At 68.6% G+C, this 24,412-nt stretch carries 27 protein-coding genes; 16 read left to right on the top strand and 11 right to left on the bottom strand.

Annotation, left to right across the window (positions count from 1 at the left end):
* Nucleotides 1–49: 49 nt before the first annotated feature.
* From ABNF93_RS21000 to ABNF93_RS20990, 3 genes are all read left to right on the top strand, one after another.
* Entirely contained in the window at nt 50–928 is an 879-nt protein-coding gene (locus ABNF93_RS21000; RefSeq protein ID WP_349329829.1) for a PHP domain-containing protein, read from the top strand.
* A gap of 207 nt (nt 929–1,135) precedes the next feature.
* Nucleotides 1,136–2,122, top strand: a complete 987-nt coding sequence (locus ABNF93_RS20995) for a RecB family exonuclease (protein ID WP_349329828.1) — start codon at nt 1,136–1,138, stop codon at nt 2,120–2,122.
* Between the two features lie 52 nt (nt 2,123–2,174).
* Nucleotides 2,175–2,429, top strand: a complete 255-nt coding sequence (locus ABNF93_RS20990; protein WP_349329827.1) for a hypothetical protein — start codon at nt 2,175–2,177, stop codon at nt 2,427–2,429.
* Here the strand turns inward: ABNF93_RS20990 and ABNF93_RS20985 are convergent.
* Entirely contained in the window at nt 2,398–3,114 is a 717-nt protein-coding gene (locus ABNF93_RS20985) for a helix-turn-helix transcriptional regulator (RefSeq protein ID WP_349329826.1), read from the bottom strand. The two genes, ABNF93_RS20990 and ABNF93_RS20985, sit on opposite strands and share 32 nt — an antisense overlap.
* Before the next feature lie 416 nt (nt 3,115–3,530).
* Between ABNF93_RS20985 and ABNF93_RS20980 the strand changes: the two genes are divergently transcribed.
* Nucleotides 3,531–4,229, top strand: coding sequence for a L,D-transpeptidase (locus ABNF93_RS20980; protein ID WP_349329825.1), 699 nt, complete (start codon nt 3,531–3,533; stop codon nt 4,227–4,229).
* A gap of 156 nt (nt 4,230–4,385) precedes the next feature.
* Here ABNF93_RS20980 and ABNF93_RS20975 read toward each other — a convergent pair whose 3' ends face one another.
* On the bottom strand, nt 4,386–6,194 hold the full coding sequence (locus tag ABNF93_RS20975; RefSeq protein WP_349329933.1) for a DEAD/DEAH box helicase: 1,809 nt from the start codon (nt 6,192–6,194) through the stop codon (nt 4,386–4,388).
* A gap of 201 nt (nt 6,195–6,395) precedes the next feature.
* Here ABNF93_RS20975 and ABNF93_RS20970 point away from each other — a divergent pair, with 201 nt between their 5' ends.
* On the top strand, nt 6,396–7,139 hold the full coding sequence (locus ABNF93_RS20970) for a ferritin-like fold-containing protein (RefSeq protein WP_349329824.1): 744 nt from the start codon (nt 6,396–6,398) through the stop codon (nt 7,137–7,139).
* A gap of 22 nt (nt 7,140–7,161) precedes the next feature.
* Here the strand turns inward: ABNF93_RS20970 and ABNF93_RS20965 are convergent, their stop codons facing one another.
* The 6 genes from ABNF93_RS20965 to ABNF93_RS20940 form a co-directional block, all read right to left on the bottom strand.
* The gene (locus ABNF93_RS20965; protein ID WP_349329823.1) at nt 7,162–7,602 is read right to left on the bottom strand and encodes a GlsB/YeaQ/YmgE family stress response membrane protein; all 441 of its coding nucleotides are present in this window, start codon (nt 7,600–7,602) and stop codon (nt 7,162–7,164) included.
* 58 nt (nt 7,603–7,660) lie between these two features.
* Complete coding sequence (locus ABNF93_RS20960; RefSeq protein WP_349329822.1) at nt 7,661–7,888, bottom strand: DUF3107 domain-containing protein; 228 nt, start codon at nt 7,886–7,888, stop codon at nt 7,661–7,663.
* A gap of 121 nt (nt 7,889–8,009) precedes the next feature.
* The gene (locus ABNF93_RS20955; RefSeq protein WP_349329821.1) at nt 8,010–8,621 is read right to left on the bottom strand and encodes a TetR/AcrR family transcriptional regulator; all 612 of its coding nucleotides are present in this window, start codon (nt 8,619–8,621) and stop codon (nt 8,010–8,012) included.
* 110 nt (nt 8,622–8,731) lie between these two features.
* A complete protein-coding gene (locus ABNF93_RS20950; protein ID WP_349329820.1) occupies nt 8,732–8,899 on the bottom strand; it encodes a hypothetical protein in 168 nt (55 codons plus the stop codon).
* 148 nt (nt 8,900–9,047) lie between these two features.
* A complete protein-coding gene (gene ligD, locus ABNF93_RS20945) occupies nt 9,048–9,968 on the bottom strand; it encodes a non-homologous end-joining DNA ligase (RefSeq protein ID WP_349329819.1) in 921 nt (306 codons plus the stop codon).
* Between the two features lie 324 nt (nt 9,969–10,292).
* Complete coding sequence (locus ABNF93_RS20940; RefSeq protein WP_349329818.1) at nt 10,293–12,578, bottom strand: immune inhibitor A domain-containing protein; 2,286 nt, start codon at nt 12,576–12,578, stop codon at nt 10,293–10,295.
* Between the two features lie 343 nt (nt 12,579–12,921).
* Between ABNF93_RS20940 and ABNF93_RS20935 the strand changes: the two genes are divergently transcribed.
* Nucleotides 12,922–13,863, top strand: coding sequence for an aldo/keto reductase (locus ABNF93_RS20935; protein WP_349329817.1), 942 nt, complete (start codon nt 12,922–12,924; stop codon nt 13,861–13,863).
* Between the two features lie 119 nt (nt 13,864–13,982).
* On the opposite strand, the gene ABNF93_RS20930 is transcribed toward ABNF93_RS20935, so the two are convergent.
* Nucleotides 13,983–14,714: a hypothetical protein gene (locus ABNF93_RS20930; RefSeq protein ID WP_349329816.1), complete on the bottom strand. Its 732-nt coding sequence runs from the start codon at nt 14,712–14,714 to the stop codon at nt 13,983–13,985.
* Nucleotides 14,715–14,869: 155 nt separating this feature from the next.
* Here ABNF93_RS20930 and ABNF93_RS20925 point away from each other — a divergent pair, with 155 nt between their 5' ends.
* From ABNF93_RS20925 to ABNF93_RS20915, 3 genes are all read left to right on the top strand, one after another.
* On the top strand, nt 14,870–15,172 hold the full coding sequence (locus ABNF93_RS20925; RefSeq protein ID WP_349329815.1) for a hypothetical protein: 303 nt from the start codon (nt 14,870–14,872) through the stop codon (nt 15,170–15,172).
* Nucleotides 15,169–16,080, top strand: coding sequence for a hypothetical protein (locus ABNF93_RS20920; protein WP_349329814.1), 912 nt, complete (start codon nt 15,169–15,171; stop codon nt 16,078–16,080). Before ABNF93_RS20925 ends, ABNF93_RS20920 begins: the two co-directional genes overlap by 4 nt.
* A gap of 72 nt (nt 16,081–16,152) precedes the next feature.
* A complete protein-coding gene (locus ABNF93_RS20915; RefSeq protein WP_349329813.1) occupies nt 16,153–16,614 on the top strand; it encodes a YbaB/EbfC family nucleoid-associated protein in 462 nt (153 codons plus the stop codon).
* Here the strand turns inward: ABNF93_RS20915 and ABNF93_RS20910 are convergent.
* The gene (locus ABNF93_RS20910; protein ID WP_349329812.1) at nt 16,571–17,053 is read right to left on the bottom strand and encodes a DUF418 domain-containing protein; all 483 of its coding nucleotides are present in this window, start codon (nt 17,051–17,053) and stop codon (nt 16,571–16,573) included. The two genes, ABNF93_RS20915 and ABNF93_RS20910, sit on opposite strands and share 44 nt — an antisense overlap.
* A 68-nt stretch (nt 17,054–17,121) precedes the next feature.
* Between ABNF93_RS20910 and ABNF93_RS20905 the strand changes: the two genes are divergently transcribed.
* The 3 genes from ABNF93_RS20905 (at nt 17,122) to ABNF93_RS20895 (ending at nt 19,716) form a co-directional block, all read left to right on the top strand.
* Nucleotides 17,122–17,403, top strand: a complete 282-nt coding sequence (locus tag ABNF93_RS20905) for a hypothetical protein (protein WP_349329811.1) — start codon at nt 17,122–17,124, stop codon at nt 17,401–17,403.
* Between the two features lie 802 nt (nt 17,404–18,205).
* Nucleotides 18,206–19,378, top strand: a complete 1,173-nt coding sequence (moeZ, locus tag ABNF93_RS20900; protein WP_349329810.1) for an adenylyltransferase/sulfurtransferase MoeZ — start codon at nt 18,206–18,208, stop codon at nt 19,376–19,378.
* A 32-nt stretch (nt 19,379–19,410) separates the two neighbouring features.
* Nucleotides 19,411–19,716 carry an MGMT family protein gene (locus ABNF93_RS20895; protein WP_349329809.1) on the top strand — a complete coding sequence of 102 codons (306 nt, stop codon included), beginning with the start codon at nt 19,411–19,413 and terminating at the stop codon, nt 19,714–19,716.
* A 96-nt stretch (nt 19,717–19,812) separates the two neighbouring features.
* On the opposite strand, the gene ABNF93_RS20890 is transcribed toward ABNF93_RS20895, so the two are convergent.
* Entirely contained in the window at nt 19,813–20,316 is a 504-nt protein-coding gene (locus tag ABNF93_RS20890; protein WP_349329808.1) for a GbsR/MarR family transcriptional regulator, read from the bottom strand.
* 174 nt (nt 20,317–20,490) lie between these two features.
* Here ABNF93_RS20890 and ABNF93_RS20885 point away from each other — a divergent pair, with 174 nt between their 5' ends.
* From ABNF93_RS20885 to ABNF93_RS20870, 4 genes are all read left to right on the top strand, one after another.
* A complete protein-coding gene (locus ABNF93_RS20885) occupies nt 20,491–20,685 on the top strand; it encodes a hypothetical protein (RefSeq protein ID WP_349329807.1) in 195 nt (64 codons plus the stop codon).
* A 148-nt stretch (nt 20,686–20,833) separates the two neighbouring features.
* Nucleotides 20,834–21,754: an ABC transporter ATP-binding protein gene (locus ABNF93_RS20880; RefSeq protein ID WP_349329806.1), complete on the top strand. Its 921-nt coding sequence runs from the start codon at nt 20,834–20,836 to the stop codon at nt 21,752–21,754.
* Nucleotides 21,751–23,364, top strand: coding sequence for an ABC transporter permease (locus tag ABNF93_RS20875; protein ID WP_349329805.1), 1,614 nt, complete (start codon nt 21,751–21,753; stop codon nt 23,362–23,364). Before ABNF93_RS20880 ends, ABNF93_RS20875 begins: the two co-directional genes overlap by 4 nt.
* 142 nt (nt 23,365–23,506) lie before the next feature.
* The gene (locus ABNF93_RS20870) at nt 23,507–24,325 is read left to right on the top strand and encodes a class I SAM-dependent methyltransferase (RefSeq protein WP_349329804.1); all 819 of its coding nucleotides are present in this window, start codon (nt 23,507–23,509) and stop codon (nt 24,323–24,325) included.
* The last annotated feature ends 87 nt before the right edge of the window (nt 24,326–24,412 follow it).

The raw sequence follows: 24,412 nt of genomic DNA, 5'->3' as shown, positions 1-24,412 counted from the left end.
TACGCCCTAAGGTGTGCCAGATTGTTCGCACGCCACTCGGGAGCCCTCGGTGCGCATCGACCTGCACACGCACTCACGCTGCTCGGACGGTACCGATTCGCCGGGCGTCCTCGTCGACCACGCGGCGGCGGCCGGGATCGATGTCCTGGCGCTGACCGATCACGACACGTTCGCCGGGTGGGACGAGGCGCGCGCGGAGGCCGAACGCCTCCGGATCGGGCTCGTCGTGGGTGCCGAGGTGTCGTGCCGCCTGGCCGCCACGAGTGTGCACATGCTGGCGTACCTACCCGATCCGGGCGAGCCGGAACTGCAGGCCATGCTGGAACGCGTCCGCGAAGGGCGCAACGCCCGGGTTCCGCTGATCCTCGAACGCCTGCGTGCCGTGGGGGTCGTACTCGACGTCGCCGACGTGGCCGCCCAGTCGCGGGACGCGACGTCGCTCGGACGGCCACACGTGGCCGACGCGTTGGTGGCGGCTGGTCATGTCGCGAATCGGCGGGAGGCGTTCGACCGCTGGCTGAGCGAGGGAAAGCCGGCATACATCACGAGGTACGCACCGGAACCGACCGACGTGGTCACCCGGATCATCGCGGCCGGCGGAGCACCCGTGCTGGCGCATCCGCGCGGGCGGGCCAGCCGCAAGGTGCTGAGCGACGATGTGATCGCCTCCCTCGCCGACGCGGGCCTGGCCGGTGTCGAGGTGGACCATCACGACCACGACGAGGCCGTACGCAGGGCCTTGCGCGGGCTCGCGGGCGACCTCGACCTCGTGGTCACCGGGTCCAGCGACCATCACGGGACCGGCAAGGACGGCCACGAACTGGGCAGCTGCACCACCAGCGAGGGTGAGTTCCTGCGCCTGCTCGACCGGGCGCGGGTCAACGCCGAGCGGTCGGAACGGGTGGTTCCGCAGCCCTACCTGCCGTGACGTCCCACTCCTGTCCCACCTGTCACCGCCCTCGTCGCGTGTGTCGCATGTGTCGCGTGGGGGGCGGCACCCTCATCCCAACCTGTTGGTGCAGGGTACCCCTCACGCAGGGCACGGTTGGCGAACGGTGCCCCTCACTCGGGAGCGAGATCGCCTCTGCGAGGGGGCGAGGACGGGTTGTGGGTGGTCGTTGGCAGGATGGCCGGCATGGGGGCACCACAACAGCAGTTGGGCTTCGAGGCCATGCCGCGCCGGCTCTTCCGAGCGACGCCGACCAGGTTGCTCGGTTGGCTGGACTGTCCGCGGCGTTACCGCTTCACCTACCTGGAGCGACCCACCCCGCCGAAGGGTCCGCCGTGGGCGCACAACAGTGTGGGTGCAAGCGTCCACACCGCGTTGGCCTCCTGGTGGCGGCTGCCGGTGCATGGACGTACCCCCGATGCTGCGGGCCAGATCCTGCAACGGGTCTGGATCGACGAGGGCTTCCGAGACTCGGCACAGAGCGACCGTTGGTGCGACTACGCCCGCCGGATGGTGGAGCACTATGTCACCGGCCTGGACCCGTGCGACGAGCCGATCGGGGTCGAACGCACGGTTGCCGTGACCACGCCGTCCCTGGCGCTGTCCGGCAGGATCGACCGCGTGGACGCCCGCCCGGTGAGTAGCAAACCCGGCGACCAAGGCGACACTGCCGGCGACCAGGGCGACGCTGCCGGCGGCCAAGGCGACACTGCTGGCGACCAAGGCGACACTGCTGGCGAACCGCCCGGCGGTCCCGGAGAGGTCGAGCTCGTCGTCGTCGACTACAAGACCGGTCGCCGCAGCCTCACTACGGCCGACGCGCGGAGTTCACTCGCGCTCGCCGTCTACGCCGCCGCTACTGCACGCACCCTCCACCGCCGCTGCCGGCGCGTCGAGCTGCATCATCTCCCGACCGGCACTGTCGTGTGGTGGGAGCACAGCGCCGAGTCGCTCACCCGCCACATCGCTCGGGCCGACGGGATCGGGGCCGAAGCGGCCGAAGCCGAAGCCGCTTACGCACAAGGGCTTTCGCCGGCCGAGTGTGAGCGAACCTTTCCGCCGGCGCCAGGGCCGCAGTGCGCATGGTGCGACTTCTCAGCCCACTGTCCCGAGGGACGTTCGGCATACCCGAGCAACCGGCCGTGGGACGGTCTCGACACGGCCGTGGGTTGACGGGGTCTGCAACGGCTCGCCGGGTAGGGCTTTGCCGCTTACGGTAGGAACCATGGATCTGCTTCGCCTGCTGGCAGAGCCGCGCAAGCTGCTCGGTGGGCTGACCATCGCGTTCACGGCGCTCGCCATGCTCTGGGTGTTCGGTCAATACGACGGACGCCTGCCGGCGGCGACCGCGTTGCTGATACCCATCGTGGTGCTGAGCGTTCTCGCGTGGCAGAAGGACCGTGCACTGCGGGGATGGCTCTATCTGCTGGCTGCGTGGGCGTGCGGCTTCATCGCCTACGGCGCGCTGTATCCAGGTTGATGACCACGCCGACGGGACCCGCGTCTGGCGGTGGAGCGCCAATCGCGGGCAGATCCCGGCCGACGACCGGATCCGGAGTCAGGTGCGCGGAACGGACCCGATCCAGTCGGAACCACCGCACGGCGTCGCGACGCAGGCACCATCCGACGAGGTACCAGTGGTCACCGGTGTGCGTCAGCTCCAGGGGTTCGACGCGGCGCCGGGTCGACTCGCCCTTCGCGTCGACGTAGTCCAGGACCACGACGCGCTGCTGGCGCAGAGCCTCGTCGATGACACGTGGTGCGGGTGCGGACTCGGTGGCGGGGCGCTGCGTCCGGCCGAGTAGTTTCACCACCTCGTGGCGCGACTCCATGTCCAACACGGCGGCGATCTTCTTGAGTGCGGCGGCACCGTCGGGGGCGATCAGGGCTTCGGAGTTGGCCGCGAGCGCCGCGGCAACCGCCATCGCCTGTGCATGAGTGAATTGCACCGGAGGCAGCGTGTCCTCGGCCTCGAGGACGTAACCACCGCTGGGCCCGTTTCGTGCCCTGATCGGAGTGCCTGCCTGCTGGATGGCGGTGACGTCGCGCTTGATGGTGCTGACGCTCACCGCGAACCGCTCGGCGAGATGCTGCGAACTGCACCCTCTCGGCCCGGCGCGGCGCAGCTCCTCGGTCAGGGCGTGGAGACGATCTGTCCGGTTCACCCGACAACAGTGGCACAAGGCGCCGACAGAACCGGTGACATGCAGGGCGCCACGGGGTTCCGTTTTGGAACTGTTGGACTGTGCGTACGCGTGACACACCCATGGGAGGCTCCTCCAGGTGTAGCTGCTCGGATGGTGCAACAGCGGTCCGCGTATCCGCATGCAACGCGACGGTCGGTTCGATCCCGCAGTCCTCGTCCCAGCGCGGTCCCGATCGATCTCGAGTGGAGGTACCACTACGCTGTGATCCCCAGCAGTCGAAGCCAGGTCCCGTCGAAGCCAGTGCGGATGGCCCAGGGTCGAAAGCTGGTCATTTACCCCAATACGATGGGGGCGGCCCGCACTGGGGTCGTCGGACCTAGCCTGTTGATAGCTCACGGCTGGACTGCTCGCACGCAGCGTGAGGAGGATCGTCGATGAGGCACGCCGCCCGCCGGTCACGCCGGCTGGGACACCGCCGAATCCTCTCGGCGGGCCTCTCGGTCCTCACCCTCACGGTCGCTCTGCTCGGCGCGACCGGTCTCATCCCGGTCGGCACGACCATCGTGCAGCCCGCCGCCGACACCGTGCAGGACCGTCAGCGCGATCTGGCGGATCGGGCAGGCGGTCCCCTCCGAAAGGCCCCGGACCCGACACCGCATAGCGGGACGAGTCCTACAGCGAAGGCATGGACAGCTTCACCGGCACCCACGACGCCACGGCCAGACGCCCTCCCCGTCGGCAGCGGTACCGGCACCCGTGTCGTCTATGCCCTGAAGGCCAACCGGGTCTGGCTGGTCAAGGGAGACGACACCGTCCTACGCAGCTATCTCGTGTCAGGGACGAAGTACGGTCAGGTCAGGCCCGGCAGGTACGAAGTCATCCGCAAGCGCCGCAACACGACCAGCTATCACGGCACCGAGCGGATGGAATACATGGTGACGTTCACCTTCGGAGAGAACGCGGCGATCGGGTTTCATGACATCCCGATCAGCATCGCGACCGGCGAGCCGGTACAGACCCTTCGTCAACTCGGGCAGTCACTGTCCGATGGATGCGTACGCCAGGCACGACCCGACGCCAAGGCCCTGTGGGACTTCGCGCCGACGGGGACTCCCGTCGTCGTCCTGGCGTGAGCGGCGGCCGGACCGCATCAACCTGCGCGTAGGCCTTGAGCTTCGGCACCGCCATCGGTGCGGAACATGAGGTTGGAGCGGCACACGACGTCACTTGTCAGGGCATGCTCATGACGTACCGATCATGAGGGTCGCATCGCCGGAGAACGGGCTGGCTCAGCCGGACGCTTTCTCGCCGTGTCCAGCGCCCTCTGCGCCTTCAGCGTCCCCCGCCGCATCAGAAGAGGTACGTCGGCGCCGCAGTCGGAACCTCCGGCGCCGCGCGGTGCGAGAGGTGCCCCCGCCTTCTCCGGTCGACGATGACGAGGCCGGAGCGGCGGGCTGCCGCGCGTCGGTCACCGTGTCTGTCGATGTTCCCGACGGTGCCGTGGTGCCGGTCGCATGGTGCCCACCGGTCGCGGCGGTGCCGGGCGCATGGTCCCGGTCCTTCGCGATGTCGGTGTCGGCATTGCCCCGAGAACCAGTAGGTCCGGCCGCTGCCTCGGTGCCGTCCGCGGGGTCGGAGGGTCCCGCATCCTTCTCCGCGACGACGACGCCCGAACGGAGTCGGCGGCGCCGGCGGCCCCGGCTGGACCGGCCCTCACGGCCGTCCTGTTCCCGATTGTCGTCCCTGGTGGTCGTCCGGTCAGAAGTAGCCTCGCCGCGCCGCCCGCGCGAGCGTCGCCGGCCCGCCGGCCCGTCCTGCCGGTCACGTTCGCCCTTGTCCCTGCCGGCCCTGTCGCGGCTGACCTTGTCGCGGCTGGGGCCGCGGGGCTCGCCTACCCGGCCGGTCGCGTCCTTCGGGATGCCCAGGTCGTGGAAGAGGTGCTCGGAGGTGGAGTACGTCTCCACCGGCGCCTCGAACGGGAGACCGAGCGTGGCGTTGATGACCTTCCACCGAGCAAGGTCCTGCCAGTCGACGAACGTCACGGCAATGCCGGATGCCCTCGCTCGGCCCGTACGCCCGATTCGGTGGACATAGGTCTTCTCGTCGTCGGGACACGTGTGGTTGACGACGTGGGTGACCCCCTCGACGTCGATCCCGCGGGCCGCGACGTCGGTGGCCACCAGGACGTCGACCTTGCCCGAGCGGAACCGCTCCAGCGCCCGTTCCCGGGCGATCTGGCCGAGGTCACCATGGATCGCGGCCGCAACGAAGCCACGGTCAGCGAGGTCGTCGGCGACTTTCTGCGCGCCACGCTTGGTGGTGCAGAAGATCATCACCCGGCCGCGGCTCTCCGCCTGGAGGAGTCGCGCCAGGATCTCGGCCTTGTCGAGATCATGGCAGCGGTAGACGAACTGCGCCGTCGCGGGCACCACCTGACTCTCGTCGGCGGACTCCGCGCGCACGTTGACCGGGTGCCGCATGTGCCGCCGGGCCAGCTGCACCACGTCGCCCGGCATCGTCGCCGAGAACAGCATCGTCTGGCGCAGCTCGTGAGTCATCTTGATCAGGCGTTCGACATCGGGCAGGAAGCCCAGGTCGAGCATCCGGTCGGCCTCGTCGAGGACCAGCACCTTCACATGGGAAAGGACGAGTGCCCGGCGGTCGGCGAGGTCGAGCAGCCGGCCAGGGGTTCCGACCACGACGTCGACGCCGGACTTCAGCATGTCGAGCTGTGGTTCGTAGGCCACCCCGCCATAAACCGTCAGAACCCTCGCTCCTCGGATCGAGCCGGCAGCCGTGAGGTCGGCCGTCACCTGGAGCGCCAGCTCCCGCGTCGGTGCCACGACCAGCGCCTGCGGCTTGCCGGGGGCGTCCAGGTCCTCGTAGTCGCGGTCCCGCGGGCTGACGATGCGCTGCAGTAGGGGCACGCCGAATGCGAGCGTCTTGCCGGTGCCGGTTCGCGCCTGCGCGATCAGGTCAGCACCAGTGAGCGCGATCGGAATCGCCATCTCCTGGATGGGGAACGGCTCCGTGATCCCGACGCGATCGAGCGCGTCGACGATGTCGGGGAGCGCGCCAAGTTCTTTGAAAGTCGTCAGAGCTTTTCGCCTCTTGTTCGTACGCCGTGGCGTGTCGGAATCGGGCCCGCCCTCGGGCGGCCGGAGCGGCAATCGCCCGCCGGATGCCCGGATCACGGGAAGCCCTCGCCACGGAGTCTAACCGCCGCCGGATCCCGGGGGCCTGGCAGGCGTCGTCGCACCGCGTACTCCGTCCCGTGTGACCCCTTAAGCTCATGCCCCATGAGCGCGAAGGACAGCGAGGCCAGCCGTAGGGACGCGCCAGCCGGGGGAGCAGGGGCGAGCGGTGGGGTGGCGGCCCAGGAGGATCCGGTCTACCGGCCGGCGGTGATCGACCTCCTGGGCGTACTCGCCTATGGCGAACTCACCGGATTCGAGCGGCTCGCCGACGATGCCACGATGGCGCCGACGCTGGGCGACAAGGCGGCCCTCGGTGCGCTCGCGGTGACCGAGTTCCACCACTTCGAGCGGCTCCGCGACCGGCTCCAGGAACTCGGGGTCGAGCCCGTGTCGGCGATGGAACCCTTCCGCGCGGCCCTCGACGAGTTCCACCGGCACACCGCACCGGCCGACTGGCTGGAAGGACTGGTGAAGGCGTACGTCGGCGACGGGATCGCCACGGACTTCTACCGCGAGGTCGCGGCCTTCGTCGACGCCGACACCAGAGCCCTCGTGCTGGAGGTGCTCGAGAACTCCGGGCACGTCACCTTCGTGGTTGATCGGGTACGCAAGGCCATTGCCGACGACCCTCGCGTCGGTGGCCGGCTCGCGCTCTGGGGACGCAGACTCGTCGGCGAAGCGCTCTCCCAGGCACAACGCGTCGCCGCCGAGCGGGACGCACTCGTGGCCCTGCTCGTCGGCGGCGTCGACCGCCCCGGGATGGACCTCGCCGCCATCGGCCGGATGTTCGCCCGCCTCACCGAGCAGCACGCACACCGGATGGCCACCCTGGGCCTGCAGTCCTGACTGTCTGTCCTCTGGTGCGCCTCTAGTGCGAGATCTTGCTCCCGCGACGGGCCATGACCGAAGACGCGATGGCAACGAAGATCACAGCCACGACGACGCTGATGAGCCAGCGGAGCCAGTCGATTCCTGACGTGGCTGCGACTCCGAAGACCGTGGCCAGCCAGTAGCCGACCAACACCCCCGCGACACCGCAGATCACGGTCAGCCACAGCGGAATGTTGTCGCGGTTGCTCGGAGCAATCCACTTGCCCAAGAGGCCGATGATGATTCCGGCAATGATGACGCCGATGATGCTCATATGGCCCCCCTCTCTTTGTGACTCACCGTACTCCCGCCCGTGGTGCCCCCGGTGGTGCCGGAAGTCCCGTTCTGGTGAGGGGTACGCGAGGTATCCGCCGTGCGCCAGCGGGCCGCGGGGGGTGCGGGACATCTGGGCGAAGGTACGCAGCAAGGCGTCAGTCACCCATGCTGTGACAACCGCTGTGACAACGACGGATCCTGCGCCGGGCCGGACCTGTGGGTCACATGGCGCCGAAGCCGACCCGCCGCTCTTCCTGGGCCCCGAGCTCGACGTAGGCGATCCGCTCAGCGGGTACCAGGACCCGGCGACCACGCTCGTCGGCCAGGCTGAACAGGCCGTCGTCGCTTTCGAGCGCCTTGCTCAGGGCGGCCTCGATTTCGTCAGGACCCTGGTTGCTCTCGAGCACGATCTCTCGCGGAGCGTGCTGGACGCCGATCTTGACCTCCACGGCCCACCTTCTCTTCGTTTCGTGCACTTCGTTCGGATCGCGCACCGCAGGAAACTGCGGCAATCCGCGCCGGCACAGTCGAGGCTAGCCGACGGTTTGCGGGTGAGGTTCGTGGCGTCGGTCAGTCGGCGCGGGGGAAGCCGCGGATACCGCGCCAGGCGAGCGTGGTGAGGAGCTTCGCGGCCTCGTCACGGTCGATGGTGCCGCCGGCCGACACCCAGTAGCGGGCTGTGACCTGCGCGAGCCCGGCCATTCCGGCAGCGAGGAGCATGGCCTCCTCCCGTGGGAGGCCGGTGTCTTCGGAGATGACCGCCGAAATCGCCTCGGCACAGGCGCGGCTCACCTTGTCGACGCGTTCACGGACGGCCGGTTCGCTGGTGAGGTCGGACTCGAACACCAGCCGGAACGCACCGCCGTCGTTGCCCACGAAGTCGAGATAGGCGTCCATCGTCGCCGCGACGCGTTCCTGGTTGTCCTGGGTGGAGGCCAAGGCGGTGCGTACGGCGTCGACGAGTGCGTCGCAGGAGGCGTCCAGGAGCGCGAGGTAAAGCTCCAGCTTGCCCGGAAAGTGCTGGTAGAGCACGGGTTTGCTGACGCCGGCCCGCTCGGCGATGTCGTCCATGGCGGCGGCGTGGTAGCCGGCGGCGACGAAGACCTGCTGGGCTGCGTCGAGAAGCTGGGCGCGACGTGCCTGGCGGGGGAGCCTGCCACCCCGGGGGCGAATGTCCGACATCGTCACTTCGACTCCTCCTCTGCCGACCTGACGTCGGCTCCCCCGGCGGCTGAGGTCAACGGTCGGTGATCATACCGGCGCTTTGGGCAGACACTTCGGTCCGCGAGGTGTCAGCGGTAGTCCTCGTCGTCGAGAGCAACCTCGTGGTGCTGGTCGGCCGCATCGGCCTCGGGAGCTTCGAGGTCGAGTTCCTCGCCCTCGTGATCGAGCGGAGTCTCGGTTGCCTCGTCGTCCTCGACTTCGATTGCGTCTTCGAACGGGACCTCGACGTCGGTCATGGTGCGCGCCTCCGTTCTTGCGGATGAGATCGTGGCTGATCGGATCCCTGACGTTGCGGTTCTCCGAACGACACTAACTCCGAACCGGGCGGGTGGGTACGCAGAACGCGACAGTCCGGGCGGATCTGCCCAGATCCGTCACCCCTGATCAGGGGAGGCGCTGGGGGGCCGAGCCGAGGTCGGCGAAGAGGTCGCCGAGGCTCTCCACCCGGTCCAGGACCTCGTCCGGACTGAACGTCAGATCGGCCGCCCGGCGGCAGCCGTCGACCTCGTCCCAGGTGAGCGGCGTGGAGACGGTCGGGGTCTCGTTGCCGCGCAGGGAGTACGCCGCGACGGTGGTCTTTGCCGGATTGTTCTGGCTCCAGTCGAGGAACACCTTGCCCGGGCGGGCAGCCCTTGTCATGGTGGCGACGACCAGCTTCGGGTGCTCGCCGGCGAGTTGCTCGGCGAGCTGCTTGGCGTAGCCGGAGGTGGCCTCGCCCGGCGTCTCGACCAGCGGGACGTAGAGCTGCATGCCCTTCGACCCTGACGTCTTCGGCCAGGCCCGCAGGTCGTCGGCCTCGAACAGGTCGCGGAGCAGGAGCGCCACCTCGCAGCACTGCACGAGGTCGGCCGGCGGCCCCGGATCGAGGTCGATGACAAGCAGGTCAGGCTTGCGGATCCCGCCGCGAGGGCCGACCTTCCACTGGGGTACGTGCAGCTCGAGCGCGGCGAGGTTGGCGAGCCAGACGAGGGTCGGGAGCTTGTCGACGACGACGTACTCCACGTCCTCGGTACCGCGGGTGCTCCCCGGTGAGGGAATCGTCACTGTGCGGACCCACTCCGGTGTGCCGCGTGGTGCGTTCTTCTCGAAGAACGGTTGCTTGTGTACGCCATCGGGCCAGCGCTTGCGCGTCAGCGGCCGGTCGGCGACGCGGGGGAGCAGGGCGGGGGCGATCCGGGTGTAGTAGTCGATGACCTCGCCCTTGGTGAACCCCGTCGTCGGATAGAGCACCTTGTCGAGGTTGGACAGCGCGAGGACCTGGCCGTCGACGCGTACACGGACCGAACTCGTCTTCGCGGGTGCCATATCCGCCATCCTCGCCGTCACACCGACGAAGCGCCACCTGTCCGCGGAATGGGACCCGATCACGGTCCGTTGTCGTGTCCTGGGCTTGGGCGGGGCTTCGGCCGCGCCTGCAAATGACCACGCTGCCCATGCTTGTGCTGTCCGGACAGGTGTCGGTACCAGTTCCAGCTACCAGCAGCATGGGCAGCGTGGTCATTTGTCGGACCCCGGCCACCACCAGCATGGGCAGCGTGGTCATTGTCGGACGCCGGCTCCGCGCAGGGTGGGCGGGCATCGTACTCACGCATGCGCCCGCCCACACCCGGCTCCCTGGTCGGTACGGGCCTAGTCCGCTGGGCGGACCGCGACCGTCAGCTGGCGGCCGTTGGCCGACTGCTTGGTGACCACGATCCTGACGCCGTAGCCCGCCACCTTGACGCTCTTGCTGGGGTTGGCGGCGTTCCAGTAGGCGTTCGGGTCGGAGTCGTCGAAGGTACGGATCGCCTTCGACGCGGGGACGTCGGCGATGAGCACCTGGACCTGGTTCCCCGCCATGACCTCCTTGCTCAGTGTGATCGGCTGGGTCTTCTCCAGTCCGAACGTCGCGTCGAAGGAGTGTGCCCGGCCGTTGGCCAGCGACCCGTCCTCGTAGGCGATCAGCCCGGGACGCGCGTCGACGGGCAGGATCAGACCCTCACCCGGGTGGCGTGAGGTGTTGTTGTCGCCCTGCTTCTCGTTCCAGTACGTGACGAGCAGGCCGTTCTGGTACGGGTAGTGCTGTACCCAGTCGGGCTTGCTGATCGCGCGGTTGAAGTTGTACGGGCCGGTCTCCAGGTTCGCGTCGAAACCGATGTACTGACGGTTCTCCGCGAGGTAGTAGGTGCCCTTGAGCTCCGTGACACTGCCGCCGAACCTGGTCCAGTTGCCGGTCCAGCCGTTGGTGCCCGCTTCCACGTCGTCGAAGAAGACCTGCGCACCGTCGGCGGTGACCGCGATGTCATCCAGCATAGGCCCGGCCAGGTGCACGCCACCGTCGGTCGTGTAGCGGAACCGGAACTGGATCGACTGACCGGCGTACGGCGTCAGGTCGTAGGTCAGGTCGACCCACTCGCCGTCGGAGGTGCCGTCGACCGGCTCACCGACACCCTCCCAGTGTGTGCCGTCCGTCGAGACCTCGGCACGGAGGAAGTCGTAGCCCTCCTCGATGTCGTACCACGCCTTGGCGGTGATCGACGCGCTGGACTTCCCGGTCAGGTCGATGGTGCGCCGGAGCATCCGGTTGAGGTCGTCGGCACTGCCTCCCCACCACTCGAAGGACCCGGAGAACGGGTCGTTGTAGTCGGTGGTGACCGACTCCTTGGGCAGGGGTACCACCAGCGCCTGCGGTTTGTCCGTGGACAGGGCGGCCGGGCCGAGCACCGTGGTCGACGCGCGGTCGGGTGAGACGACGTCGTAGTCGAGCCAGCCGAGTTGCAGCTTCTCCCAGGCGCCCATGTAGCCGGGCGAGGTGCCGATGTCGTCCTTGCCCTTGTTGAGCCACGAGCCGGACGACATCAGCGACCAGAATCCGGTGCTGTTGTCACCGCCGGCGGTGTCGTAGAGGTCGGGCAGACCGAGGTCGTGGCCGAACTCGTGGGCGAAGACGCCGAGGCCGCCGTTCTCCGGCTCGGTGGTGTAGTCGCCGATCCACATGCCGGTGTCGCCGATCGGGACGCCGCCGCGCGGGTTTCCGTCGGGGCCGTCGTTGAGGCCCTGGAACGCGTACCAGCGGTGCGACCAGATCGCGTCGCCGCCCTGTGCGCCGCCGCCGGCCTCCTCACCCTCGCCCGCGTGGACCGCCTGGAAGTGGTCGACGTAGCCGTCGGCCTCGTCGAAGTTGCCGTCACCGTCGAAGTCGTAGCGGTCCCACGTGTCGAACTGCGCGAGGTACTCCTTGATCTCGGCAGCCGACTTGCCAGCGGCGACCTCGGCGTCGTACCACGCCTTCGCGGTGTCCTTGACGTAGTTCCAGTAACCGTCGGACTGGGCGATCTCGTTGCTGCCGTACCGCGCTTCGTTGTACGGAAGCTGCACCCAGTCGCTCACGTCGCCGGCCACGGTGTAGCGGCCCTGCGACTGCGCGCGGTAGAAGGTCGACATCGACTCGCCGTCCTGACCGAAGAAGAGGTCGAGGTAGTAGTCGCGGCTGAAGTCGGGCGCCCACGAGGTGGTGTTGTCACGCCGGCGGTCGGGCTCGGCGATCTCGTTGGCCACCGGGCCAGGGGAGCCCCCCGTGCGCGGATCGGTTTGGTCGCCGAACGCCGTGAGGATGGTGAAGATCTTGTCGGTCTTTTCCATGCTGACCTGGGCGTAGTCGCCCTTGGCCATGCGTACGACGTCGGAGTGACCGCGACGTTCGACCTTCGCCTCGCCGCGCAACACCTTCTCGATCGCGGCCTTGCGGGTTTCGCGGAGCTTCTCTGCGTACGGGTTGGGCAGGTCGTCCGGCGCGTGCTGACGGGCGGGCGCCGGGTCTCCCGCGGGCGGCGAGGCGACCGCGGGGATACCGGCCGCGGTGGCGGCCAGCGTGGCGAGGGCGGCGACTGCTGCGGTGGCGGCTGTCGCGACCGCGGTGGATCGGCGAACTCTCACTGCACTCCTTCCAGGCGGTCCTGCCGTCCGCGCGCCCGGACAGCGGGACCGGGGTCCGAAGCCAGAGCGAGTCGTGGCCCCGTTGGCCGGGAGCGACGCAGGTTGCGTACGCGAAAGGGCCGGCCCGTGACTCATGTGGGAAGCCGATGACTCACATGGAAATGGGTGATCCGAGAAAGCTGACACATCATGACGGTTTGGCGGCGGTTGTGGAAGCTTTTGCACGTGATGCGCCGAGATGAGCGGTCCAGGGCGGTGTGGCCGCCGGCAGTGCCCGGGTGGTCCGCGACCGGTCGGGTCACCGGCGACGTCGCTGGTCAGGTGGGCCGTAGGCTCTCTGGACATGCGCTATCGACCCTTGGGAAATTCAGGACTGCAGGTATCCGTCGTCGGACTCGGTTGCAACAACTTCGGCGGCCGGCTCGACCTCGACGGCACACAGGAGGTCGTCGACGCGGCCCTCGAGGCCGGCATCACCCTCTTCGACACCGCCGACGTCTACGGCAAGGGCGGCTCGGAGGACCTGCTCGGGCAGGTGCTCACGGGACGCCGTGACCAGGTGGTGCTTGCGACGAAGTTCGGCGGTGACATGGGCTACGGCGCGGCTGCCGGGGCGCGGGGCGGCCGGGCGTACATCCGGCGGGCGGTCGAGGAGTCGCTGCGCCGGCTGCGTACGGACTACATCGACCTGTACCAGATCCACGTACCCGACTGGCACACCCCGATCGCGGAGACGCTGTCGGCACTCGACGAGCTGGTGAAGGAAGGGAAGATCCGGTACGCCGGGCACTCCAACTTCCGCGGCTGGCAGATCGCCGAAGCGGCGCACGTGGCGCGGGAGCTGGGCGTGGCACCGTTCGTCTCGGCGCAGAACCACTGGTCCCTGCTCGAACGCGGTGCCGAGGCCGAGGTGGTCCCGGCGACTCGGCACTACGGCGTCGGCGTGCTTCCGTACTTTCCGCTCGCCAACGGTCTGCTGACCGGCAAGGTCCGACGCGGGCAGCCGGTGCCGTCGAACTCCCGCCTGGCCGCACGCGAGGGCTACGTCACCGATGACAAGCTCGACCGGGTGGAGGCGCTGATCGCATGGGGCGCCGAACACGAAGGGCGGTCGCTGCTGGAGATCGCATTCGGCGCGCTTGCCGCCCAGCCGGGCTGCGGTTCGGTGATCGCGGGGGCGATGTCGGCCGAGCAGGTCAAGGCCAACGCCGCCGCCGGTGAGTGGGAGCCGACGGCCGCGGAGCTGGCCGAGATCGACGCGATCGTCCCGCCGCCCGGCCGCTGAGGCTCGAGTCCCTTTGCATGAGGGTCCCCTGCCGCGAACCTATTGGCGCAGGGGTCCCTCATCCAACGTGGAGTTGACGCAGAGGTCCCCTCATCCAACCGGGCTTGTGCCAGGGTCCCTCATCCCAGCGTGACCGGGCGACTCTTGGCGTCACCCGGAGGCAGGGACCGGCCGATCCAGAACCGGATCACCTGCAGCACGCCGATGACGACCAGGAACACGGGAATGAGCAGCCACGGTCCCTGAATCACCAGCAGAACGATGGCGACACCGCCCAGGCCCGAGAAGAGGTGGAGCCAACTCCGCGTGCTCCTGATCCGTTCACGCCGCCGGAACTGATCCGTGCCCAGAGGTGCGCTGGCGCTCGTCAGCGACGGCGCGGTGGGGTTCGGGGCAGGCGGCCGGGTCGGCGCCACATGCGGTACGCCGAGCAGCTCGGAGAAGGCCCGGTGCCGGTCGTTAGGGGACCGCGCCGGATCGGAGGCGGTTGCGGCGAGCGGGGTCTTGTCCTTCTCACCCTCAGCGGAAACGAGGAGATGACTCTCGTGGAACGCCCTCGCGAGTTCGTCCACCTGGTCCGGGCGATCGACCGCTTCGACCACCGAGCCGTTTGCACGGTGGAGGGACACCCGGCAGTGCTCGGCGTCGACCGTCCAGACCAGTACGCCGCGCCCGAGCAGGTTGGCGAGCAGTGGTGCGAACTGGCTGGCAGTACGGGGTTCCATTGGCACCGTGGTCCAGCCCTGCGCGTGTTCGATGCCGGTGCGATCCGACCAGCCCGGCGCGAGCGTGGTGAGAGCGTCGATCACGCTGTCGGTGTCCGCGGCCGTCTGCAGAATCGTGTAGTCCACATGTTCACACTAAAGGACCGGTCGCCGTTGCGCGTGACCTGACGGAGCTCCCTGATGAGCGCGTCGGACGTGGCGGTGGTGGCGTTCGTCGAGTTATCCACAGACGGGGGCCGACCACGTCCCGCGGCAGTGTTCTGGACCCGTACGCTGCTCCCATGGGACCGAGGGCAGTGGACTGGGACTACGTCAGCCAGTTGGGTAAGCGAATCGAACGGTCGGCCAACGACACCATGCCGCAGGCGAGCCGGCTGGCGGCCGACGCCCAGGACGCCATGATGGCGGCCGGCCAGGGCGGAGGGATGTTCGTCGTCGCGTCGTTCTTCTTCGGCTCTGAATACGTCGAGCAGTCGTTCCAGATCAAGCAGGAGATCTCGGCCGAGATCAATGATGCTGCCCAGAAGACGTCCAGGAACTGGGAAGCGACCGAAGTGAACTCCACGATCAGGGATGGCGGATGAGCAACTCGTATGACTCGATGGCCGGTGCGGTGGGTCCCGGCAAGGAATTCGGCGAGATCGCCTTCTACTCCTCGCTCGCCGCCTGCTCGGCGTTCCCCGAGTTGCTGCTGCCCGTCTCGGCGGCCAAGAGTGGGATTCTCCTGGGCGCCCTGCAAAGGATCTCCGGTCAGGTCTCGAAGCGCGCGACGCGGACGACTCGGGTGATCCGCTTCGGCAAGGCGGAGAGCATCGTCAGCGACTGGATGCCGAGCGACTCCCTCACCAGCGTGCCGATGCGCTTGGCCCTCATCCGCACCGACACCGCCAAGATGATGGAGGCGTGCTCGATGATCCACGAGTCCGCCAAGTTGGGCAGCCAGCTCTACGACGAACTGCAGCAGCACGGCGACAGCATCACCGAGCAGAACTGGAAGGCAGCGGACCAGGAAGAGTTCGCAAGACTCCTCACCGTCCACCGCGCCGGCATTCTCGCCACCGCCCAGCTCGGCTACGTTACGGCGGCGATGACCGGGGTCGTCGCGATGCTGCGGTTCCTCCAGCTCACGATCGCCATGGCGATCATGGTGGCCCTCGCCGCGATGGCGATCACGTTCTGGATCCTGATGGCCATCCCTTTCGGCCAGGGTGCGGCGATGACCATCCGCAACTTCGGCAGGCCGTTGATCAAGACCGTGCAGACCATCATCCGGGTGATGGACGAGATCATGATCAAGGTGGGCTGGGCCCATGCGGGTCTCGTCGGTGTCATGGGACTGAACGCCGCTGCCGTGGACGGTTACAAGATCGGTGAGATCGAGGGCGGTGGCTGGCAGAACCTCGGCGACTCCGCGGTGGACATCGTCGGCAACATGCTCGAGAAGTACAAGCGGGCCGGCCTCAAGGGACTCAGCAACTTCAGCGGTGTCTGACGAGCGGGATACACGCCCTCGTGGCAGGGGCTGGCTTCGCGTTCTCGGCTATGGGCGTAGAGGGGCAAGTGCATGACATCGGAGAGCTTCGATCTCAGGGATCTGCTGCGGAGTCCGGAAGAGATCATGGCCACGCAACGCGAGCAGTTGGCGAAGGCGGAGGAGCTGCAGCGCCGGATCGGCGAGGTGACGGGCTCGGCGACGAGTGAGGACGAGCGGATCTCCGTGTCGTTCAACGAAGCGACCGGTGTCGAAGAGCTGAAGCTGGATCCTCGGGTGATGCGCATGCCCTCGGAGGACCTGGCCGCGGAGATCCTGCGACTGGTGAATGCCGCGCGGGCCGATGCGCAGGGGCAGATTCAGGTAGTCCTCGACGAGACCTTCGGTGGGGACGGCCGGCCGGACCCGGAGGAGATCGGCGAGCAGGTTGCCGAGTTGCAGCAGTCACTCGACGAGATGATGGGCGACACGATGCGGATGGACGGCGAGCTCACCAGCGTCCTCGAGCAGATGCGCAAGCTCGCTGGCGAGTGAGTCGCGGAGTCCCGCATTGCGCGGTTGCTCGGTTCGCGCCGTAGAGGAGTCGGCGCAGGAGCCACTCCGCGGGTCCGCGCCGGCCGGACCGCTCCAGGGCGTACGCCCCGACGACGGTGACCAGCCAGACGCAGCAGGCGAAGCCCGCCCTGGTCGCGCTCTCCATCACCGCGCCGAGTCCGAGGCCCCACGCGGCGAGCAGCGGCGAGAAGATCAGCGAGTGGGTCAGGTAGCAGGACAGTGACCGGCTGCCGACGGCCGCCACCGCGACAACGGCACGCGGCCGCCGACGGCGGACGGACAGCTCGTGCGCGACCAGGGCGATGGCCGCGATGTATCCGAGTCCACCGGCGAGACCCGTGCCGTCCCGGACCAGCGTCAGTGGTTCTTCCAGGATGCGCCGCCGCGCCGCCCAGAACGCGAGCAGGACGAGGCTCATACTCGCCCGATGCGTACACCTCGGTGGCAGGCTCCGTGGGGGGCACGCCAGGCTGAGCGAGATCCCCGGTGACGAGCGCCCAGATCCGCGGGACCGTCACCACCACCATGACGAGCCCGGCGATCGCGCTCCACACCAGCAGCGTGCGGTCCCGGCGGCGCAGGAACAGCCAGCCCAGCAGGAGGCTCATCACGCCGTACGAACCGATGATGTCGCCGGCCATCAGCAGGGCGGCATGGACGAAGCCGAACACGATCAACAGCAGGCTCCGTCTGCGCAGCAGCGCCACGGCCGCCCGCTCGGACGTGCCGCCCACGGTCTGGCGCAGGAAGAGCTGCATCATCCCGTAGCCGAACAGGAACGCGAACAGCGGATAGATCCGCAGGTCCAGCATCGTGATCATCAGGAACTGGGCGACGCGGTCCGCGAGCGTCCCGTCCACCGGGTGCCATCCCGAGGGGCCGTGGGGAGCCGCCCACAGATAGAAGCCCGTGTTGGACATCACGATCATGAGCAGCATGAGGCCGCGTGCGAGGTCGGGCGCGAGCGCCCGTTCGTGGGGACGGACGCCGCCACGGGCGACGGTCGTCGCCGCCTTCGCCGGCACGGACGACGGGGGCCCTTCAGGCACGGCCGGTGGACGCGCATCAGACGCGGGCAGTGGTGGGTCAGGTGCTGGCGGTGGCGCGGGAGGCGGGCGGTGGCGCTGACGCGGGCTCGGGCATGCTCCTGACCGCAGAAATGTTGCTATCGACGGCATATCGGCCAACGGGACCGGCCGGCTCGACCTTGGTCGAGTTTCGGCGTACGACGGTCAGCCGAAAGTACCGACTGCGCCCACGCCCCGCCGAAGGCCCGGGGATGCCACGACGCGGGCCTCCTGGACGAACCCGGCAAATGACCACGCTGAGCATGCCTGAGGTACTCGACCAGGCATCGACAGCAGTCCCGGCTACCGAACGCATGCCCAGCGTGGTCATTCGCCGGGGTCCCGCACGCCCACGGGACGAGGTGCGGGGCTCCGACCCCCGACGGCGCCCTCCGGTTCGGGAACCGCATGCGGGAACAGTGGGAGAACCCGCGTGCGGGAACATGGGGGAGCACGCGCAGGTTGGTGCCAGAAGAGGATCCCGACCACCCGAGGAGACAGTCGTGTCCCTGCCGCCGCTCGTAGCCCCCGCTTCCGACCTCAGCGTCGACGAGGTACGCCGATACTCGCGGCACATCATCATCCCCGACGTCGGCATGGACGGTCAGAAGCGGCTGAAGAACGCGAAGGTCCTCGTCATCGGCGCCGGCGGCCTCGGCAGCCCGGCCCTGCTGTACCTCGCGGCGGCCGGTGTGGGCACACTCGGCATCGTCGACTTCGACACCGTGGACGAGTCGAACCTCCAGCGTCAGGTGATCCACGGCCAGAGCGACGTGGGCAAGTCCAAGGCGGTGTCGGCGAAGGAGTCGATCGCCGAGATCAACCCCTTCGTCAAGGTCAACCTGCACGAGGTACGCCTTGACTCCGACAACGCCCTCGACATCTTCGCCGGCTACGACCTCATCCTCGACGGCACCGACAACTTCGCCACCCGCTACCTCGTCAACGACGCGGCCGTGATCCTTTCCAAGCCGTACGTCTGGGGCTCGATCTTCCGCTTCGAGGGCCAGGTCAGCGTGTTCTGGGCGGAGCACGGACCGCACTACCGCGACCTCTACCCAGAGCCCCCGCCGCCGGGGATGGTCCCGTCCTGCGCCGAGGGCGGCGTGCTCGGAGTCCTCTGCGCATCGATCGGCTCGGTCATGGTCAACGAAGCCATCAAGCTCATCACCGGCATCGGCGAGCCGCTGGTCGGCCGGCTGCTGATCTTCGACGCGCTCGAGATGGCCTGGCGCGAGCTCAAGGTCAACCGCGATCCGGAGACGGCGCCGGTCACCGAGCTGATTGACTACGAAGCGTTCTGCGGTGTGATCTCAGACGAGGCGGCGGAGGCTGCGGTGGATTCCACGATCGACGTACGCACACTCAAGGACTGGCTCGACGCCCGGGCGCGAGGTGAGCGCGACTTCGTGCTGGTCGACGTCCGTGAGCGCAACGAGTACGAGATCGTCAACATCGACGGTGCCGTGCTCATCCCCAAGGGCGAGTTCCTGACCGGCGAGGCGTTCGAGAAGCTGCCGAAGGACAAGCAGGTCGTCCTTCACTGCAAGGTCGGCGGGCGTTCGGCCGAGGCGCTCGCGGCCGCGAAGGGTGCGGGCTTCTCGGACGCGGTACACGTCGCCGGTGGGATCTCCGCGTGGGTCAACCAGATCGAGCCGGACAAGCCGTCGTACTGAGTCACGTTCCTACGAAGGGGGCAGGGCGCGGCGTGCGCGACGACGAGTACGTCGAGCAGGTGCTGTCGGTCGTGGAGCGGATCCCGGCCGGCCGGGTCATGGCGTACGGCGACATCGCGGAGTACGTCGGTTCCGGCGGACCGCGGCAGGTCGGCTGGGTGATGTCGCACTACGGCGGTGGCGTGCCGTGGTGGCGGGTGGTCCGCGCCGACGGCCGGCCCGCCGACTGCCACGTCGGCGAGTCGGTACGCCGGTTGCGTTCGGAAGGTACGCCGTTTCGTGGACCGCGGAGCGATCGCGTCGACATGGCCAACGCCCGCTGGGACGGCTCGCCCTGACCGTGGTGCCCTGGCATTGCGTGAGGGGTCCCTTGTCTGGCGTACCTGTTGGCGCAGGGGTCCCCTCATGCGAATCTGGTGCCGCGCTGGCCGCCGTCACGAGGACGCGGTGTCGCGTGTGGTGGCCTTGGCGGCCTGCCACCTCTCGAAGAGGCTGTCCATCTCCGACTCGATGAAGCGATAGAAGGCCCCCATCTCCGCGACCCGGCGCCCTGACGGCGTGTCCGGACCGCCGAGTGCCTTGACACCCTCGTCGGACAGGTCGGCGACGGTCTTGACCATCCCTCTCCGGCTGATGCTGGACTCGTACCACACATCGCTCGGCAGCCGGTAGTGGTGCGTACGCGTCCCACGCACCGGTTCCCGAACGGCCAACCCGAGGTGCAGGAGGTACCGGACGGCGCCAGAGATCGCCGCCGGGCTCACATCGAGGCGATCGGCGAGTTCTGCGGCTGTCAGGGAGTCTTCGTCAGCGGCCATCATCGCCGCGAGCACCCGGCCTGGCATGCGGGGTACGCCCATGTCGGCCAGGGTCATCGCCAGGTGCTCGACGAAGCGGCGTACGGCATCCTCGTCCCGTTTCGGCTGTTTTCCTGTCACCGCCACCTCCGGGGACCCGACCGCTGGTCTGACCGCGTTCGCGAGCTGAGATCACCGACGTAACAAGCTTCACGAAGTTGTGAATCTAGTGTAGCTTCAAGATGCTCGCGTCCGGAATTGTCCACCCGAGAGATCCTCGAGGGCCGGCGCGGGCACGTGATGGAGAGAGGCGTGATGAGCGCAGTCCAGGTCGCCGCACGAGAGCGGTGGTTTGTCGATGCCCTCACGCATGTCCGGCATCCGATCCGGGACGACGCCGTCCGTGCCACGTGCGGCGTCGACGGGCGGATGCGGTCATCGGAGATGGCCGCGCGCAAGGCGGACTCGGATCCGCCCCGACACCAGGCCGGTGAGTCACGGCTCGGCTGAGCCGCCCTGAGGACTCCCGTCGCGGAGTCCCGGATCACCCGGCAGAGGTGGTCCTCGTCCCCTGTCGTGCAGGAAGTCTGCTCGGCATGCCTGCTGTTTCCGATGCCATTCCGCGCGCCACAAGCGCCCACCACGAACAAGGACTTCGATGACTGACATGGCCATCGCGGTGTCCGGCCTGTGCAAGAACTTCGGCCGTACCCGCGCTCTCGACGACCTCGAGCTGAACGTACGCACCGGCGAGGTTCACGGCTTCCTCGGCCCCAACGGCGCCGGCAAGACCACGACCATCCGGGTCCTGCTCGGTCTGCTCCAGGCCGACGCGGGCCGCGCCGAACTGCTCGGCGGCGATCCCTGGCGGGACGCGACCAGGCTGCACCGGCGCCTCGCGTACGTGCCGGGCGACGTCACCCTCTGGCCCAACCTCACCGGCGGCGAGGTGATCGACCTCCTCGGCCGGCTGCGCGGAGGGCTCGACAAGAAGCGACGGGGTGAACTGCTCGAGCGGTTCGACCTCGACCCGCGCAAGAAGGGGCGTACGTACTCCAAAGGCAACCGGCAGAAGGTCGGGCTGGTCGCGGCGCTCGCCTCCGACGTCGAGCTCCTCATGTTGGACGAGCCCACCTCCGGCCTCGACCCACTGATGGAGGAGGTCTTCCAGCAGTGCATCGAGGAGGAGAAGCGGCGGGGCCGGACCGTCCTGCTGTCCAGCCACATCCTCGCCGAGGTCGAGGCGCTGTGTGACCGGGTGACGATCATCCGGCAGGGACGCGCGGTCGAGACGGGCACGCTGTCCGAGCTGCGCCACCTCACTCGTACGTCGATCGCCGCCGACCTCGCGGGCACGCCCAACGGGCTCGGCGACCTCGCCGGCGTCCACGACCTGGAGGTCGACGGCACGAGGGTGCGGTTCGAGGTCGACACCGCGCAGCTCGACGCCGTGCTCCGCCAGCTCACCGCCGTGGGGGTACGCAGCCTCACCAGCCAGCCGCCCACCCTCGAAGCACTGTTCCTCCGCCACTACCAGGACGAGCTGAACGGCGCGCAGGTGTCGGAGGTGACCCGATGACCGTCGGCCAGAACCTCGTCGGGACGGGCGGACTGATCCGCCTGATCCTGCGGCGGGACAGGGTCCTGCTGCCGCTTTGGGTCTTCGTCCTGGCACTGGTCCCGGTGAGCGGAGTGGCGGCGACTCGGGAGCTCGTGTCGACGCAGGCCGAGCTCCAGCAGTACGCCGACACCAGCGGGACCAATCCAGCCTTCCTCGCGTTGTACGGGCCGTTGTACGACGTGAGCCTCGGCGGGGTGATCGCCCAACGGATGGGGATGTTCCCGGTGATCCTCGCGCTGATCTGCGCGCTCACGGTGATCCGGCACACTCGAACCGAGGAGGAGGCGGGGCGGCGGGACCTGCTCGGCGCCACCGTGATCGGCCGACAGGCCAACCTCGCGGCGGCCCTGATCGTCGTGCTGGGCGCCAACCTCGTGCTGGCACTGGTGATCGCCCTCGGCATGATCGGCCAGGACCTGCCGGTGGCGGGGTCGTTCGCCTTCGGTCTGAGCTTCGCGCTCGCCGGCTGGGTGTTCGCGGCCGTCGGCGGTGTCGCCGCCCAGCTCACCGAGGGGGCCGGTGCTGCCAGAGGACTCGCGCTGACTGTTCTCGGAGCGGCGTTCGTCCTGCGCCTGGCCGGCGACATCGGCGGTGAGGGCAACGGCGCCTCCTGGCTGTCCGGTCTCTCGCCGATCGGCTGGGCGCACCAGATCCGGTCGTACGGCGACGAGCGGTGGTGGATCCTCGTTCCAGCCGGAGTGCTCGTGCTGGGCCTGGTGACTGCGGCGTTCCTGCTCTCGGCCCGCCGGGACGTGGGTGCCGGCGTTCTTCCGCCGCGGCTCGGTCCGGCCTCAGCTTCGCCGCGCCTGCGCGGCACGCTCGGGCTCGCCTGGCGGCTGCAGCGCGGACTGCTGGTGAGCTGGACAGCTGGGCTGACGGTGCTCGGCCTCGTCTACGGCGGCGTGGCGTGGGGCGTCCGCGACATGCTCAAGGGCAACCGGGAGATGGAGGAGATCTTCGCCCGCATGGGCGGCTCGGCCGGCATCGTCGACGCGACCCTCGCAGCGATGCTGGGCATCATCGGCCTGATCGCCTCGGCCTACGCGATCCAGGCGACCCTGCGGATGCGGGCGGAGGAGACCAGCCTGCGGCTGGAACCCGTTCTCGGAACGGCGGTCGGCCGGGTCAGGTGGATGGCGAGCCATCTGGTCTTCGCTCTCCTGGGGCCGACTGTCGCACTCGCGGCGGCGGGACTGGCCGCCGGCTTCGTGCACGGGTTGAACGCCGACGATGTCGGTGGTCAACTGCCGCGGGTGTTCGCCGGCGCGATGGTGCAGTTGCCGGCGGTCTGGACGCTGGCAGCCGTCGCCGTCACGTTGTTCGGCCTGCTGCCCAGGATCGCGGCCGCGAGTTGGGCCGCGTTCGGCCTGTGCCTGTTCCTGGGCTGGGTGGGGGCGCTCCTGCAGCTCGACCAGGTGCTGCTCGACGCCTCGCCGTTCACGCACCTCCCCAAGCTGCCTGGGGGTGACGTGACGGCGGAACCCTTCGTGTGGCTGGCAGGTGTCGTGGTCGTGCTGGTGGCGGTCGGGCTGGTCGGCTTCCGCCGGCGCGACGTCCCGATCACCTGACGCCGGCGGCGCGCCGCTCGTCGGCCCGGGAGAGCGTGAGTTGTCAGAGGTATCTCGTCCTCCATGGCGAGATACCTCTGACAGGTCGGCGGGATGGCGCTTTCGTTCGTACGCCGGCGACAACGGATGAGGAGAGTGTGCGATGGCGGGCCACAAGGTGGAACTGAGCGGGGCGCCGGAGACGATGCTCGCCACGCTGTACGGCCGTGCACTCGATGCGCGCGCGGCGGACCCGATCCTGGGGGACCGGCTCGCCGACGAGATCGTCGGGCGGGTCGACTACGACTTCAGCAAGCTGAACGTGACACGCAACGACGCGATGAGCATCGCGGTCCGGGTCAAGTACGTCGACCGGGTGGCGGCACAAGCCCTCGCGACCGAGGACCGTGTGACTGTGCTGCACCTGGCATGCGGGCTCGACACGCGGGCGTTCCGGCTCGACCCGGACGCCCGCCTCGAGTGGTACGACGTGGACTTTCCCGAGGTGGTCGAGCTCCGCCGTGTGCTCGTGCCCGACCGCGACCACTATCACCTGATCGGATCCTCGGTGACGGCCGAAGGCTGGCTGGAGGAGGTCCCGGCCGATCAGGCGGTTCTGGTGGTGGCCGAGGGGCTCATGCAGTATCTCGACAAGGACGACTTCATCCGGCTCGTCCAGCGCATCGTCGAACGCTTTCCCCATGGGCATCTGGTCTTCGACTCGTGGAACTCCCTTGCCGCGCGGTTCGGCGGACATGTGCGAGCGATCAAGGCGACCGGCGCAAGGACCGGCGGGTGGGGAATCGACGACCCACGTGAACTGGAGCGGTGGGTGCCGGGCCTGTCCTTCGTCGGCTCCCAGGACTTCATGAGCCTGCCCGAGCTCACGAGGGCGCCATTGCCCGCACGGGCACTCGTCAGGCTGATGCGGCACGTCAGGGTGCTGAGGGACCTCGGGCTGATCCTGACCTACCGCTTCTGAGGTTTCGCAACCCCGATCCTGCAATCTCTGCGCGGCCTTCTGGTGGTGCACGGCTTCTGGTGGTGCACGGCTTCTGGTGGTGCACGG

Source organism: Actinopolymorpha sp. B9G3 (assembly GCF_040120725.1).
Taxonomy (GTDB): Bacteria; Actinomycetota; Actinomycetes; order Propionibacteriales; family Actinopolymorphaceae; genus Thermasporomyces.
This window is presented reverse-complemented; position numbering and strand designations above follow the sequence as displayed.